This is a genomic window from Actinomadura macra NBRC 14102 (assembly GCF_001552215.1).
Taxonomy (GTDB): Bacteria; Actinomycetota; Actinomycetes; order Streptosporangiales; family Streptosporangiaceae; genus Spirillospora; species Spirillospora macra.
In genome coordinates this window covers 209,204-223,167 of record NZ_BCQT01000017.1, presented here as the reverse complement: position 1 = coordinate 223,167, position 13,964 = coordinate 209,204, and the positions used below count along the sequence as shown (strand labels likewise).

At 73.1% G+C, this 13,964-nt stretch carries 12 protein-coding genes; 3 read left to right on the top strand and 9 right to left on the bottom strand.

What is annotated here, in order from left to right; genetic code table 11:
* Positions 1 to 38 precede the first annotated feature (38 nt).
* The 5 genes from AMA02S_RS27065 to AMA02S_RS27045 all read right to left on the bottom strand — a co-directional run bounded on the left by AMA02S_RS27065 (position 39) and on the right by AMA02S_RS27045 (position 4,844).
* Positions 39 to 1,280: a DUF6986 family protein gene (locus AMA02S_RS27065; protein ID WP_067463529.1), complete on the bottom strand. Its 1,242-nt coding sequence runs from the start codon at positions 1,278 to 1,280 to the stop codon at positions 39 to 41.
* Positions 1,281 to 1,435: 155 nt separating this feature from the next.
* A complete protein-coding gene (gene fmdA, locus AMA02S_RS27060; RefSeq protein WP_067462988.1) occupies positions 1,436 to 2,683 on the bottom strand; it encodes a formamidase in 1,248 nt (415 codons plus the stop codon).
* A gap of 36 nt (positions 2,684 to 2,719) precedes the next feature.
* Complete coding sequence (locus AMA02S_RS27055; RefSeq protein ID WP_067462986.1) at positions 2,720 to 3,337, bottom strand: AmiS/UreI family transporter; 618 nt, start codon at positions 3,335 to 3,337, stop codon at positions 2,720 to 2,722.
* Positions 3,338 to 3,347: 10 nt separating this feature from the next.
* Positions 3,348 to 3,629 carry an FmdB family zinc ribbon protein gene (locus AMA02S_RS27050; protein ID WP_067462984.1) on the bottom strand — a complete coding sequence of 94 codons (282 nt, stop codon included), beginning with the start codon at positions 3,627 to 3,629 and terminating at the stop codon, positions 3,348 to 3,350.
* A 147-nt stretch (positions 3,630 to 3,776) separates the two neighbouring features.
* Positions 3,777 to 4,844: a substrate-binding domain-containing protein gene (locus AMA02S_RS27045; RefSeq protein ID WP_067462983.1), complete on the bottom strand. Its 1,068-nt coding sequence runs from the start codon at positions 4,842 to 4,844 to the stop codon at positions 3,777 to 3,779.
* A 97-nt stretch (positions 4,845 to 4,941) separates the two neighbouring features.
* Between AMA02S_RS27045 and AMA02S_RS27040 the strand changes: the two genes are divergently transcribed.
* The gene (locus AMA02S_RS27040) at positions 4,942 to 5,343 is read left to right on the top strand and encodes a MarR family winged helix-turn-helix transcriptional regulator (RefSeq protein WP_218005132.1); all 402 of its coding nucleotides are present in this window, start codon (positions 4,942 to 4,944) and stop codon (positions 5,341 to 5,343) included.
* A 72-nt stretch (positions 5,344 to 5,415) separates the two neighbouring features.
* Here the strand turns inward: AMA02S_RS27040 and AMA02S_RS27035 are convergent, their stop codons facing one another.
* The 4 genes from AMA02S_RS27035 to AMA02S_RS27020 form a co-directional block, all read right to left on the bottom strand.
* Positions 5,416 to 6,333, bottom strand: a complete 918-nt coding sequence (locus AMA02S_RS27035) for an aldose 1-epimerase family protein (protein ID WP_067462977.1) — start codon at positions 6,331 to 6,333, stop codon at positions 5,416 to 5,418.
* Between the two features lie 29 nt (positions 6,334 to 6,362).
* On the bottom strand, positions 6,363 to 7,790 hold the full coding sequence (locus AMA02S_RS27030; protein ID WP_067462974.1) for a YlbE family protein: 1,428 nt from the start codon (positions 7,788 to 7,790) through the stop codon (positions 6,363 to 6,365).
* Entirely contained in the window at positions 7,787 to 9,265 is a 1,479-nt protein-coding gene (locus AMA02S_RS27025; protein ID WP_218005131.1) for an AllF/FdrA family protein, read from the bottom strand. The genes AMA02S_RS27030 and AMA02S_RS27025 overlap by 4 nt, the downstream gene beginning before the upstream one ends.
* A gap of 113 nt (positions 9,266 to 9,378) precedes the next feature.
* Positions 9,379 to 10,308 (bottom strand): oxamate carbamoyltransferase subunit AllH family protein, encoded by a 930-nt coding sequence (locus AMA02S_RS27020; RefSeq protein ID WP_067462968.1) that lies wholly within the window; start codon positions 10,306 to 10,308, stop codon positions 9,379 to 9,381.
* A 211-nt stretch (positions 10,309 to 10,519) separates the two neighbouring features.
* Between AMA02S_RS27020 and AMA02S_RS27015 the strand changes: the two genes are divergently transcribed.
* Together AMA02S_RS27015 and AMA02S_RS27010 are read left to right on the top strand one after the other, a co-directional pair.
* Entirely contained in the window at positions 10,520 to 12,304 is a 1,785-nt protein-coding gene (locus AMA02S_RS27015; protein WP_067462965.1) for a PucR family transcriptional regulator, read from the top strand.
* Between the two features lie 193 nt (positions 12,305 to 12,497).
* On the top strand, positions 12,498 to 13,958 hold the full coding sequence (locus AMA02S_RS27010) for a uracil-xanthine permease family protein (protein ID WP_067462963.1): 1,461 nt from the start codon (positions 12,498 to 12,500) through the stop codon (positions 13,956 to 13,958).
* The last annotated feature ends 6 nt before the right edge of the window (positions 13,959 to 13,964 follow it).

The following is a 13,964-nucleotide window of genomic DNA, read 5'->3' as shown; positions in this document are numbered from 1 at the left end:
ACAACCCGGGACGGCGTGCGGGGTGCGGAAGGGCGTGCTCAGCCGGGCGCGGACGCGGGCAGGACGCTCTCGTCCAGGGCGCCGCAGTCGACGGCGCGGCGGAGGCGGGCGACCAGCGCCTTGACGGTCGCCGGTTCGTCCAGGACGCCGCCCGCGCCGCCCGCCTGCTCGTACCAGGCCCGGACGCGGCCGATGACGTCGTCGACACCGGTCAGGTGGAACGCGTAGACGGCCGCGTACCGGCTCGGCAGGTGCGCGGGATGCAGGTCCCAGCCCTGGTAGTAGCCGTGCCGCAGCGAGTGCCGGACGTGCGCGGCGTGTACCGACCAGGCCGCGTTGACCTCGTCGGGCCCGTCGTTGCGGGGGATCACGTTCGTCGAGCCGTCGGACAGCCGGACGCCGGTGCCGGCGAGCGCGACCTGCATGACGTGCCGGGCGAAGTCGCAGGCCGGGTGGTCGAGACGCTGCTCCTCCGGGGGCAGCCCGAGCGCGGCGGTGTAGTCGAACACGCCGAAGTGCGCGGCGGTGAGCCGGCCCGCGGCGGCGGACAGGATCGAGGGCAACGTGGCCCGGCCCTCCTCGTCGATGACCGCCTCGGGGGTCTCCACCTGGATCTCGAACCGCAGGATGCCGGACGGTAGCCCGAGCGCGGTCTCCAGCCGCTCCAGGTACTCGGTGAACAGCGCGACCTGCCCGGCCGTGACCACCTTGGGGAAGGTGATGGTGAACCCGCCGGGCAGCCGCCCGAGCCGGTCGCGCAGCGCGGTGAGGAACCCGTCGAGGGTGCGCATCGCGCGGTCGTGGTCGCCGTCGGCGAACGACTTGACCCGCAGCCCCCAGTAGTGGGGGAGACCCTTGACCTGGTAGGCGGCGGCGACGGCCTCGACGACCTGGGCGATGTGCGCGTCCTCCTCCTCGTCGGGGCGGACGCCGTAGCCGTCCTCGAAGTCGATCCGCACGTCCTCGACCGGCTCGCTCGACAGCTTCGCCGCGACCCGTTCCCGGACGAGCCCGGCGACCTCCGGATCCAGCCCGAAGGCCGCGCCGAACGAGCCCGCCCCCGGCGTGTGGGTGTTCAGCAGCCGCAGGGCCTCGGCCCCGAAGTCGGCGGGCGTCGAGCGGGAGAACCGATCGGCCGGCACGTACACGGTGTGCACCGGCTGGCGGCCGTCGGCGGGCCCCGGGCGGCGCTCGCCGTGCTCGGCGCGGGCGGCGGCGATGCGTGCGGACAGATCGTCGAACGAGGAGACGCTGAGGTTCACCACGCCATGATCCCCCATGTCGGCGGGGATGGGGAACCGGTTCGGCGCCGTCGCCCGCAAGCCCGCCTAGGCCCCGAGAGCCGGGCGGCCTCCCATGCCGTGTATGGGAGGCCGCCCGGGACCTGGGGCCGGTCAGAACGGGACGGCCGGCGAAGGACCGTCAGGACGGGCGGTCAGGAAGAGACCGCGCAGCTCCCGCGGTCGGCGCGGCGCGGCCCGTCCGCCGTCGGGCGGATGTCGAAGTCGAAGATCTCGGTGGGCAGGTAGAGCGAGCAGCAGGCGTTGGGGATGTCGACCACGCCGCTGACCCGCCCCTCGATCGGCGCGGCGCCGAGCAGCAGGTACGCCTGCTCGCCGCTGTAGCCGAACTTCTTGAGGTACTCGATGGCGTTGAGGCAGGCGTTGCGGTAGGCGACGGTGGCGTCGTTGTACAGGTTGGTGTCGCTTCCGTGGTCGACCGAGATGCCGATGAACGACACGAACTCGCTGTAGCGAGGCTCGACGTTGCCGGGCATGAAGATCGGGTTGGTGGTGACGCCGTACTTCTCCATGCCGCCCTTGATCAGGTCGACGTGGAAGTCGATGAACCCGCCCATCTCGATCGCGCCGCAGAAGGTGATCTCGCCGTCGCCCTGGCTGAAGTGCAGGTCGCCGCCCGACAGCAGGGCGCCGTCGACGTTCACCGGGTAGAACACGCGCGCGCCGCGGGTGAAGTTCTTGATGTCGTGGTTGCCGCCGTTCTCGCGGGGCGGGACGGTGCGGGCGCCCTCGCGCCCGACCTTGGCCAGCGCGTCACCGCTGAGCGTCCCGGCCAGCACGCCCTCCGGCAGCGGCGGCAGCGCCAGCGGCGGCACCCGGCCCGGGTCGGTGTCGATCAGCGCCTGCTCCCGCCGGTTCCAGCGGGCCAGCAGTTCGGGCGACGGCGCCGTGCCGAACAGGCCCGGGTGGGTGATCCCGGTGAAACGCACCCCGGGGATGTGCCGGGACGTGGCCTGCTGGCCGTGGAAGTCCCAGATCGCCTTGTAGGCGTCCGGGTAGTAGTCGGTGAGGAAGCCGCCACCGTTCTGCTTGGCGAAGATCCCCGTGTATCCCCAGCCCTGGCCGGGCTTCGGGCCGGTCTCCTGCGGCACCGGCCCGATGTCGAGGATGTCGACCACGAGCAGGTCGCCGGGTTCGGCGCCCTCCACGGCGATCGGGCCGCTGAGCATGTGACAGGGCGACAGGTCCACATCGCGGACGTCGTTGGCGGAGTCGTTGTTGCCGATCTGGCCGTCGGTCCACTCCTGGCACTCGACGCGGAACTCCGAGCCCGGGCGGACGGTCGCCGCCGCGGGGATGTCGGGGTGCCACCGGTTGTGGCCCGGGTGGGCCTGGTCGCGCATGGACCGGGCCTGGTCGACGCTGAACACTACTTCGGGCATCAGGTCCTCCGTTGTGATGCGGTGGGCTTGCTCGGTTCAGGTGGCGGGGGACGGCTGCCGGGGCGTGCGCCGCGGGCCCGCGAAGATCCACAGACCCACGAAGGCGACGACGGCGCAGACGGCGATGGCGACGGCGAACGTCGCGGAGGTGGAGTAGTGGTCGGTGAGCAGCAGGAACGCCGGCAGGACACAGGTCCCCCAGGCCAGGACGAGCGTCACCCAGCCGGTGTAGCGGGTGAGCTCCTCCCGTTTGAGGCCGAGGAGGAGGAAGAACAGGAACCACAGGAACGACCAGCAGAGCCAGATGACCCCGAACGGGTGGTCCTTGACGTCGAAGAAGTTGATCGCGGAGAAGACCAGCGCGGCCAGCGCCACGAACAGCGAGAAGTAGCCGACGCCGGTGGTGTCGAGCCCGGTGAGCAGGCCGATGCCGACGTAGAGGTAGGTGAACCCGAACAGGTAGACGCCCGCCGCCGCGGTGATCGCCGCGAGGTCGTCGCCCGCTCTCAGCAGCAGCAGCGTGGGCAGGATGACCTGCATGGTCCCGACGAACAGGTTGAGGATTGCGGCCGCCCGCGCCTCGACGCGGCCGAGCAGCATCATGGCGTTGATGAACAGGACGGCGCCGACGTACAGCAGGCCTACGTTTCCCATGACCGGCCCCCTACGGCCGCGGCAGCTTGGCGTGGCGCGGGTCCCGCGGCGCCGCCGGGCGCGGCGGCGGCGCCGCCGGACGGGAGACGACCTGGGGTTCGTGGGCGGACGCCGCCTGGGCGTCCAGGGCCCGGGTCAGCGGGCTCCCCGGGCGGCCGAGCGACGGGGCGGTGAAGACCCTGCGCGCGGTGTCGCCGCATTCCGCGCACGGGCGTTCAGGGCCGGCATGGCCCATCGGAAGCGCGAGATCGAAGGGGCCGCAACCGGAGCAGCGGTATCGGTACGTCACCATGACGGGCCTCCCAGCCGAATTACTTCCTACAGAAACTATTTCGTGCGGAAGTACCTGTCAATGGCTGTTTCCGCAGACAGAAGCTGTGTGCGGAGGGGGAGTACCCGTTCACGGCGTCGTACTCACACGAGCACGGCCGGGAGTTGACTACAGTCGGTGAATGACGTCGAACTCCAAGCCATCGGCGGCGGCGAGGAAGACCCGCTGCCGAAGATGGCGGTCGCGGAGCTCGACGGGCCCGCGCGGGCCGTCGTAGCCGAGCCCGTCCGACATGGTGCTCATCCGGCGCACGTCCAGGCTCTGCGCCCGGCGCGCCAGCTCGGCGAACAGCCGCACGCCCTCGTAGCAGGACTCGCCGAGGCTGTTGAGGACGGGGGCCTCGGCGCCGAAGCGGCGGTGGTAGCGGGCGCCGAAGTCCAGGCCCCCGGCGGTCGGCAGCGACTCGAAGTACCCCGCGGCGGCGAACAGCCCGCGGGTGTTGTCCGCGCCGGTCGCCAGCAGCATGTTCTCGTCCATCAGCGGGCTGAACCGGATCTGGTCGCGGTCGAGGCCGGCGCGCGCGAACGCCCGGTTGAACGCGACCGCGTCGTCACCGACCAGCAGCATCAGCACGCCGTCGCAGTCGCTGCGCGCCAGCCGCCGCAGCACACCGCGGAAGTCCTGGGTGCCGAGCCCGACGAAGAACTCCTCGCACACCTCGCCGCCGAGGCCGTCCAGGTAGCCGCGGATCGCGCCCGCCGTCAGCCGGGGCCAGACGTAGTCGTCGCCGACGATCGCCCACCGCCGCACGCCCAGCTCGCCGGCGAACCAGCGCAGCGCCGGGCGGAGCTGGCGGCCCGGGGTCTCGCCTGTGAGGAACACCCACGGGGCGCGTTCCCCGCCCTCGTAGAGCGGCGTGTAGACGTAGGGCACCCGGCCCGCGATGGTGGGTGCGAGCACCTCGCGAACGGCGGAGATGTGCCATCCGGTGACCGCCTGCACCGTCCCGGACGAGACCAGCCGGTCGACCTCGGCCGCGACCAAGCCCGGCGTGGCGCCGCCGTCGACCACGGTGAACCGTACCTCGCGGCCGAGCACGCCGCGCTCCTGGTTGACCTCCTCGGCGGCAAGCAGTGCGCACAGCTCGCACGAGGGACCGAAGATTCCCGCGGGACCCTGTAGCGGTATCACCAACGCGATCGTGAGCGTCCCTGGGACACCGACCGACGTGACCATCGCTTGGTCCGAATGGTTGAGAGATGAATAAATCGTCTGTGAACGGTACCCTGTGACATCGATGGAGGCAATAAGCACCGGAAGCCGTGAAAGGGACTTGTCCCAGCTCCTCGCGCTCGTCGAACGGCGTGTCGTGGCACGGCTGAACGAGGTACTGGACAGCGCCGGCTGCGGCGTGGACGAGTGGCGCGTGCTCTCGCTGCTGGCCGACGGCCGCGGCCACGCGATGACCGAGATCGCCGAGTACGCGATGCTGCCGGCGCCCACCCTCACCAAGCTGATCGACCGGATGGTGTCGGCCAACCGCGTGCACCGCCGTGTGGACGACGCCGACCGCCGCCGTGTCCTGGTCCTGCTGACGCCGCGCGGCCGCGAGACGCACGAGACGCTCTCCGGGGCGATCGACGCCGAATGGGACCGGCTGGGTGCGCTCGCGGGACGGGAGGACATGGCCCTCCTCGGCGCCCTGCTCACGCGTGTCGCCGGTCGCCTGGCCTGACGGAACCTGACCTGACCCGGGGCCCGGCTGACCGAGCCAAGCTGACCGAACCAGGACTGATGGGCCCGCCTATCAGGCGTCCGCGGTGGCGTCCTGGATCCCCCACGTCCCCTGGAATCGGGCGCCCGGTTCCAGGGCGATGACATCGTCACCGGACACGAACGCGTTCGGCGGGCACGTCATGGGCTCCACGCCGAGCCCCTGACGCGGCCGGGGTGCCTCGTCCGCGGTGTAGATCTCCATCCAGGGGTGCGCCTCGTCCGACCAGAGCCGGACCGCGTGCGAACGGCCGGTCAGGGTGAGCCGGGCACGGCCGTCGCCGTCGCGGCCGAGGTCGGTGAAGGCGTTGTCGATCCGCCGGTCGCCGAGCTTGGGCCCGTCGCGCAGGTCGTACGGGGTGCCGGTCACGTCCACCGCCGGCCCGGTCGGGATCATGCGCGGCCCCACGGGCAGGTAGCGATCGGCGGTCAGGGCGACCGTGCACTCGTCGATCGGCTCGCCCACCGTGAGGTAGGGGTGGGCGCCGTGCCCGTACGGGGCCGTGACGCTCCCCGGGTTGAGCGCACTGAGGCGGACGGTGAGCCCCTCCGCCTCGGACAGGACGTACTCGACCTCCAGGTCGAGGCGGAACGGGTATCCGGCGGCCCCGAGGAGCCGCAGCGCCAGCCGGACGCGGTGCGGTTCCCGTTCCACCACCGTCCAGGACGACCAGCGCGCAAGACCGTGGATGGCGCAGTCCTTGTCCGGCTCGGACACGTCGAGCTGGTGGATCCTGCCCGCGTACTCGTATCGGCCGCGGTCGATCCTGTTCGGCCACGGGACCAGCAGCTGACCGAACGCGGCAGGGGCGGGCTCGTCGGCGCCGTGCGCCAGCACCAGCGCCCGCCCGCCGTGTGCGAGCTCCCGCAGCGCGGCGCCCGCCTCGGTGACGACGGCCTGGTAGTGCCCGGCGATGAGGGCGTGCTGCTCCCCGGTGATCGGCTCGGCCATATGCGGACGGTACCCGTGGCGGGCCGCCCTCACGCCCTCTCGGCCAGCGCGTGCAGCGCGTCCGTGAAGATCCCCTCAGGCGGCTCGACGAGCCCCGCGCCGACCTGGCCGGTGCCGGCCTCCCGGCCCGCGATGCCCGTGTCGATCACCGGCAGGATTCCGGTGCGGACGACGCGGGTCACGTCCACGCCGACGGGGGTGCCCCGGAACGACAGCAACGGGATCTGCAACACCGGGTGCTCGACGAGCGTGATCTCGTACATCCGCTGCGTCGCGGCCACCGCGTCGGGCACCTCACCGCCGACGAACCGGACGATCGCCGGCGCGGCGGCCAGCGCGAACCCGCCCATCCCGGCGGTCTCGGTGATGGCCGAGTCACCGATGTCGGGATTGGCGTCCGCAGGGCCGTGGTCGCCCAGGTAGAGACCGTCCGGCACGCTGGCAGGGCCGGTGAACCAGCGGTCGCCCGTCCCCGACACCTGGATGCCGAACTCGGTGCCGTTGCGGGCCATCGCCACGACCAGGCTTGAGCCGGGGACGCCGCGCGCCGCGTCCGCCGCCGCCTTCGCCGCCGCCATCCCCGCGTTCAGGAAGAAGTGATCGTTGCCCGCCGCGAACCGCAGCACCTCGGCGACCTGCGCGCGCGGCACGTCGGACGCGGCGGCGAGGTCGGGTGCCAGCTCGCGCAGCAGCAGCGAGGTCGCCGCCCGGTTCCGGTTGTGCAGCTCGTCGCCCATCTGCAGCGCCTGAGCGATGACCGACAGCAGGTCCAGCGGCCCGTGCAGCCGCACCGCCGCGCGCAGCGCCGGGCCGAGCACCTCGCCCATCCACGCCAGCCGCTCGATCACCTCCGGCCCGTACGCCCCGTACCGCAGGACCTTCCCGAGGCCCTCGTTCAGCGAGCAGTAGGACGTGCCGCCGTGCTCGGCGTCCTCGACGACCAGCATCCACATGGACGGGCTCACCACGCCCGCCATCGGCCCGACCGCGCCGTGATGGTGGCACGGCTCGAACGTCACCGCGCCCCGGGCGAGCTCTTGCTCCGCCCCGAGCGGCGTCTCCGCCAGGCCCTCCAGGAGCATCGCGCCGATGAGGGCGCCGCGCATCGGGCCGGACGCCCGGTCCCACTCCAGCGGCGGCCCCGCGTGCAGGAACGCGCCGGGCTCCAGCCCGAGCGCCGTCCGCGCGGGACGTACGTCCACCAGGTGCGGGCGCGAGGTCACCATGCGCTCCACGGCGCGGGCGTTGGCGTCCGCGTGACCGGGGGAGCCGAGCACGGCGGCGAGCGCCGCCTCCGTTCCCGGCGGCGGCGGTCTCCAGTCGACCGTCTCGACCGGCACCGCCTGCCGCTCCAGCGCGTCCGCCAGCACCTGGACGCCAGCGGCGACCACTCTCGGCCCGCGCGTGAGCAGCCCGCCCAGCGGGTGCCGTGCCTCGCCGCCCGTACCGCCGCTCATCCCGGTGCCCCTTCCGCGCGCGCGGGTCCGTCCCGCCCCGGTCCCGCCACGAACCCGACGGCGTGCCGCGCCGCCTGGGCGTTGGAGGCGAACACGTCGGCGCCCGCGTCCCGCAGCTCCGCCGCCTGCCGGTCGCGCTCCTGCGGGTCGGCGGGCGTCCCGCACAGCGACACCACGGCGGCCAGATCGGAACGGTCCTTCAGGGCCTCGGCGAGCGCCGGCGCCAGCGTCGCCGCCGGATCCTCCTCGGCCCCGAAGCCGAGCACCACGTCCATGAGCAGGACACCCGTGGCCGGGTCGGCGGCGGCTCCGGCCAGCGCCTCCAGCCGCAGCGACGGGTCGATCATCGGGTGGGCGCGGCCGCGGGTGTAGGCGTCGTCGCCGAAGTCGGTGAACGCGTGGCCGCGCGCCGCCAGGTCCCAGCCGAGCGTCGCCTGCGCGATCATCACGGCCTCGTCCCGCAACGTCCCGCCCGCGAACAGCCCCCGCACCGCCCGGCCCGGTACCGGCGCGGGACGGCGCGCCGCGGGCCAGCGGGGCCACTGCGGCACCGGCCGGCCGAGCGCCGTCAACGCCTTCTCCGCCGCGCGGGTCAGATCGTCCTCGCCCGGCATCGGCAGCGCGAACAGCACCGGTGTGTCCAACCGCCGCGCCGCCTCCCGGATCAGGTCCGCGACCTGCGGCGCGGGCGGCTTGGACACCAGCACGATCAGCTCGGTGCCGGGGTCGGCGTCCAGCGCCGCGAGGGCCGCCAGCGACGACCGGCCGCTCACCTCCGGCGACAGGTCCCGGCCACCGACGCCGAGGACGTGGCCGACCCCGGCGTCCGCCGCGTCCAGCAGGCACATCAGCTGCTGGGCGCCCGTCCCGGACGCCGCGACGATCCCGACCGGCCCCGGGCGCACCGCGTTGGCGAAACCGAGTCCGGCGCCGCCGACGACGGCGGTGCCGCAGTCCGGCCCCATCACGATCAGTCCGCGCCGCGCCGCCGCCTCCTTCAGCGCGATCTCCTGCGCCAGCGGCACGTTGTCACTGAAGATCATCACGTTGAGTCCCGCGTCCAGCGCGTCCATCGCCTCGGGGAACACGTGCGGGCCGGGCACCGACACGAGCGCCACGCCCGCGTCCGTGCGGGCCGCGGCCGACGCCGTCGTCCGCGGCGCCGGGGCCGCGCCGAGGAGCCCGCCCCCGCCCGCGGGGCCGTGGGAGCTCTCGCGCAGCAGTCCGTCCAGCGCCTCGCGCGCGCCCGCCAGCGCGGCGGCGTCCGCCGCGCGGATCGCCACCACCAGGTCACCGGCGCCCGTGCCGGCCGGGATGGTGAACCCCATCCGCTCCAGCATCTCGACGTTGAGCGGCGTACCCATCGCCGCCATCGCCCCATCGACATCGTCCCGCCCGGACATCTGCCGGCTCGCTCGCATCAGCGTCACCGAATCGCGGTAGGCCCCCCGCCGCACCTCGACCCAGTGCCTCACCGGCATCGCTCCTTCACGCGATGTCTCCCCTCACGGTGTGTTTCCCGCGAAGCCTGCGGGGCGCTTTTGGGCGCGGCCTTCCAGCCCGCTCACCCGCCACCCCGCCACCCCGCTCACGCTGTCACCCTCCGGGCCTGGCGGCCAGGGACGGCGAGGGCGAGGGCAGCACGGCAGCCGGCCAGCACGCCCCACGCGAGGTCGGCGCCGGAGGTGTGGCCCACCGCCAGCAGCCGCCGGACGGCCGGGGTCGCTTGTTCGTGGCCCGCGACGGCGCGCAGCACCGAGGCGACCTCGCCGCCGGCGCCGCCCGCCATCGCGCAGTGCAGCAGCGTCGCGGCCAGGGCGGTGGTGCGGGTGCCGGCGTCCGCGGTGACGGCGGCGCCGAGCCAGTCGGCGAGCCGCACCGCCGCACCGCCGTCCCGGACGGCGCCGCCGACCAGCCGCAGCGCGACCAGCAGCCCGGACAGGATGTCGTCGCCGCTCGGCGTCAGCCCCGGCCCGAGGCCGACGATCCGTTCGGCGGCCTCCACGGCGCCCGCGAGGTCGCCGGCGGCGCAGCAGTCGGCGAGCCGCACCGGGTCGGGGTGACCCGCCAGCCCGCCGCCGGTCATCCCGGCGGCGCCGAGCGCGGTCTCCAGGGTGCGGACGCCGCGGGCCAGCGCGGAGCGCGGCATCCCGCCGAGCGCGGGCGAGGGGTCCCACCAACGGCGGACCCGCACGCTGAGCAGCCCGGCATCCACCCGCCCGTCGCCGACCCACGCCTCCCCACCCTCGCGGATCGAACGGAACGGCTGGTCGCGGCGGCCGGCGACGACCACCACCGCGTTCGGGAGCCGGTTCGCATCGGAGCCGACGACGGCGAGCACCCGCGGCTCCCGCTCGCCGCGCATCTCCAGATACAGCGCGGACGGGAAGACGGCGAGGACGCGCGCGGCGCGGCGCGGCGGGTCGAGCAGTGGACGCAGCGCCAGGCTTGCGGCGCCCGCGGTCTGCGGGCGCGCGCCCGCATGGAGCGGGATCGGTTCGCGCACGAGGGCAGTCACGGATCCTCCCGAGGCCGGTGTCGGATGCCTCGCCCCGTGGACGGACCGACCTCTGCCGAGACGGTAGATCGAGGCCGCGCGGCGGACGTATGGGAAAAGGTGCCAAGACTGGTTGTCATCGTTCGTCTTTATTGTCAGGCTTGATCAGGAAGCGGTAGCGATCTCGCCTCCATGGGCGATGTACGCACCAAAAGGCGAGGTGACCCCTGGCATGAGCTACACCACTGCGGACCCGGGCCCACCGGCCCTCCGGCTCGCGAGCACCGGAACACTGACCTACGGCCTGTCCGTCGGCGAGGTTCTCGGCGTCAGCACCCTGAACGGCGCGCGCCTCATCGCCGGTCGAGCCGGACTCGAACGGATCGTTCAGCGTCTCAACGTGATGGAGGTCCCCGACATCCTTTCCTGGGTGAAGCCGAACGAGCTCCTTCTCACCACCGGCTATCCCCTGCGCAACACCCCCCAGTCGCTCGACAACCTGGTCGCCGACCTGGACGAGCGCGGCCTCGCGGCCCTGGCCATCAAACTGGGCCGCTACCTGGAATCGCTCCCCGCGGAAATGATCGCGCAGGCCGACCGGCGCGGCTTCCCCCTGATCCTGCTCCCGAACGACGTCGGTTTCGACGACATCCTGAACCAGGTCCTGACCGACATCCTGAACCGGCAGGCGGCCGTGCTCGCGCGCACCGAGGAGGTGCACCGGGCGCTGGTCCAGATCGTGCTGTGCGGCGGCGGTCTCCAGGAGGTCGTGGACGAGGTCGCGACGCTGCTGGACGTCGCGGTCGTCGTGCTGGACGGCGAGCAGCGGGTGCTGGCGGGTGCCGGCCCCGAAGAGCACGTCCAGGCGATGCGCGCGTTCGACGCCGGCCGGCACACGGCGTGCGGGCGCGGCGGCTGCGGAATCACCGGCGCGCACGGCACCTCCGACCACCTGGTCGTGCCCGTCGTCGCGGGCGGTTTCGACCACGGCCGCATCATCGCCTTCAGCCCCGCGGGGAACCTGCGGGGCACCGACCTCGGCATCCTGGAGCGGGCCGCCACCGTGGCCGCGCTCGTGGTGACCAAGCAGCAGGCCGTCGCGGCGGTGGAGAGCAAGTACCGCGCCGACTTCCTGCGCGACATCCTCGCCGGGCGCGCCGGCGACGACGACCGGGTCGTCGCGCACTGCGACGGGTTCGGCTGGGACCTGGACCGTCCGATGATGGTGGTCGTGGCCGAGTTGGACGGGCGGCCGCGCGGTGTCGTCCCGCCGCCCGCCGAGCCCGAGAGCCGGGTGGCCGCCCGCGACGTCCGGCGGCGCGGCACCGAGCCCGATCCCGCGACGCGCGGCGTCCGCGGCGCCGAGGAACGGTCCGCGCAGGAGCGGCTGGCCGCCGCGTGGACGATGGCCGTCCGCCGCCACGACAAGGGCGCGGCCGTCGCGAGCTTCGCCCACGAGGTCGTCGCGGTCATCGGCGCCGACGACGAAGACCCCGCGGAACTGTCGTCGGGACCGGTCCAAGCGATGGTCAAGGAGGCCTCGTCGGTCTTCGCCGAGCACCTGGCGGTGCGACGGACGTTCTCCACCGGGATCAGCCGCACGGTGACGTCTCCGGCCGCGCTGCCGGAGGCATACGACCAGGCCGTCAAGGCCGTCCGGGTGGGCCGCCAGCTGCACGGCGCCGGTGCCCGCGCGCACTTCGACCAGCTCGGCGTCTACCGGCTGCTGAGCCTGGTGTCGGACCCGGACGAGCTGCACGCCTTCGTCCGCGAGACGCTGGGCGACCTGGCCTCCGACGACGAACCGGAGCTGGTGGACCTGCGCCGCACGCTCCAGGTGCTGCTGGAGACCAACCTCAACGTCGCCGAGACCGCACGCCGCCTCCACTTCCACTACAACACCCTGCGCTACCGCATCGGGAAGCTGGAACGGATGCTCGGAGCGTTCACCGAGGACGCGCATCTGCGGCTCAACCTCACCCTCGCCCTGCACGTGCTACGCATGCGCGGTATCTGACGGTAGTTGGGACGTCGCATGGCGTCCCGTCCGACACGCTCCCGATGACACTTCGGGCCGGCGGAAAGGCGGTCTTGATCACCGGTACTCACAATCGCGAGCACGGGCTTTGGCAGATGTCGCCGATGCCCTCCCACCTGGGTAGATCTACCTTGCCCGCATGACCGCGGGCGGATGAGCGGGGGAGGGCAGGATGTCCATCGGCTGGAAGCTGCACGGCGACGGACGGACGCCGCCGCCGGGGGAGGTCGTCCGGCCGGACGAGCGGCTCTCCTGGCCGCGCACCGCCGGGATCGGCGCCCAGCACGTGGTCGCGATGTTCGGCGCGACGTTCGTGTTCCCCGTCGTGATGGGCCTGGACCCCAATCTGTCGATCATGATGTCCGGGGTCGCGACGATCCTGTTCCTGCTGATCGTGGGCGGCCGGGTGCCGAGCTACCTCGGCACCAGCGCCTCGTTCGTCGGCGCGGTCGCCGCGATCCGCGCGGCGGGCGGGGACAGCGCGACCGTGACGGGCGCGATCCTCGTCGCGGGTGTGGTGCTCGTCGCGGTCGGCCTGGTCGTCCACTTCCTCGGCGGCCAGGTGATCCACCGGGTGTTCCCGCCCGTGGTCACCGGCGCGGTCGTCATGCTCATCGGGTTCAATCTGGCGCCGGTCGTGGCCACCGTGTACTGGCCGCAGGATCAGTGGACGGCGCTGCTGACGCTGTGTTTCGCTGTCCTGTGCACGGTGCTGCTGCGCGGGTTCTGGGCGCGCATCGCGATCCTGCTCGCGCTCGTGTTCGGGTTCGCGCTCTCGTGGGCCCTCGACGCCACCGCAGGCAAGATCACGTCTGTGCTGCCCGGGCAGAACCTGCTGGACGCGTCCGGCAAACCCTGCCCAAGCGAGGGCCCGTACTGCGTCGCGACGGCGTTCCCGCACGAGCGGCTGAGCTTCGGCACGGTGGACGCGGCCGACTGGTTCGGCTTCCCCGACCTGCACGCGCCCGACTTCACGACCTCGGCGATCCTGCTGGCGCTGCCGCCGGTCATCGCGCTGGTCGCCGAGAACACCGGGCACGTCAAGGCCGTCGCGGCGATGACCGGTGAGAACCTCGACCCCGTCCTCGGCCGCGCCCTCACCGCCGACGGCGTCGGCACCGCGCTCGCCACCGCGGTCGGCGGCTCGCCCACCACCACCTACGCCGAGAACATCGGCGTCATGGCCGCGACCCGGATCTATTCGACCGCCGCGTACTATGTCGCGGCTCTGGTCGCCGTCCTGTTCGGGCTGTGCCCGAAGTTCGGCGCGCTGGTGGCCGCGACGCCGGGCGGTGTCCTCGGCGGGATCACCGTGGTGCTGTACGGGATGATCGGGCTGCTCGGCGCGAAGATCTGGGTCGAGAACCGGATCGATTTCGGCGATCCGGTCAACCTCGTGCCGGTGGCGGCCGGAATCATCCTCGCGATCGGGAACGTGACACTGGACATCACCGACGACTTCCCGCTGCAGGGCATCGCGCTCGGCACCATCGCCGTCCTGGTCGGCTACCACGTCCTGAACATCGCGACCCGGCGCGCACGAGGGCCGGGCGGGGCGGGCGGCGGCGTCATCGCGCCGGCCGAACGCGAGATCGACGGCCCGGTACGCCCGCCCACGACCGACACCGACTGACGGGGC

Coding starts and splice junctions, on each gene's coding strand:
- AMA02S_RS27055 (WP_067462986.1), bottom strand. CDS start 3,337: ATGGGAAACGTAGGCCTGCTGTACGTCGGCGCCGTCCTGTTCATCAAC.
- AMA02S_RS27045 (WP_067462983.1), bottom strand. CDS start 4,844: ATGGTCACGTCGGTCGGTGTCCCAGGGACGCTCACGATCGCGTTGGTG.
- AMA02S_RS27030 (WP_067462974.1), bottom strand. CDS start 7,790: ATGAGCGGCGGTACGGGCGGCGAGGCACGGCACCCGCTGGGCGGGCTG.
- AMA02S_RS27010 (WP_067462963.1), top strand. CDS start 12,498: ATGTCCATCGGCTGGAAGCTGCACGGCGACGGACGGACGCCGCCGCCG.
- AMA02S_RS27015 (WP_067462965.1), top strand. CDS start 10,520: ATGAGCTACACCACTGCGGACCCGGGCCCACCGGCCCTCCGGCTCGCG.
- AMA02S_RS27065 (WP_067463529.1), bottom strand. CDS start 1,280: ATGGGGGATCATGGCGTGGTGAACCTCAGCGTCTCCTCGTTCGACGAT.
- fmdA (WP_067462988.1), bottom strand. CDS start 2,683: ATGCCCGAAGTAGTGTTCAGCGTCGACCAGGCCCGGTCCATGCGCGAC.
- AMA02S_RS27050 (WP_067462984.1), bottom strand. CDS start 3,629: ATGGTGACGTACCGATACCGCTGCTCCGGTTGCGGCCCCTTCGATCTC.
- AMA02S_RS27035 (WP_067462977.1), bottom strand. CDS start 6,333: ATGGCCGAGCCGATCACCGGGGAGCAGCACGCCCTCATCGCCGGGCAC.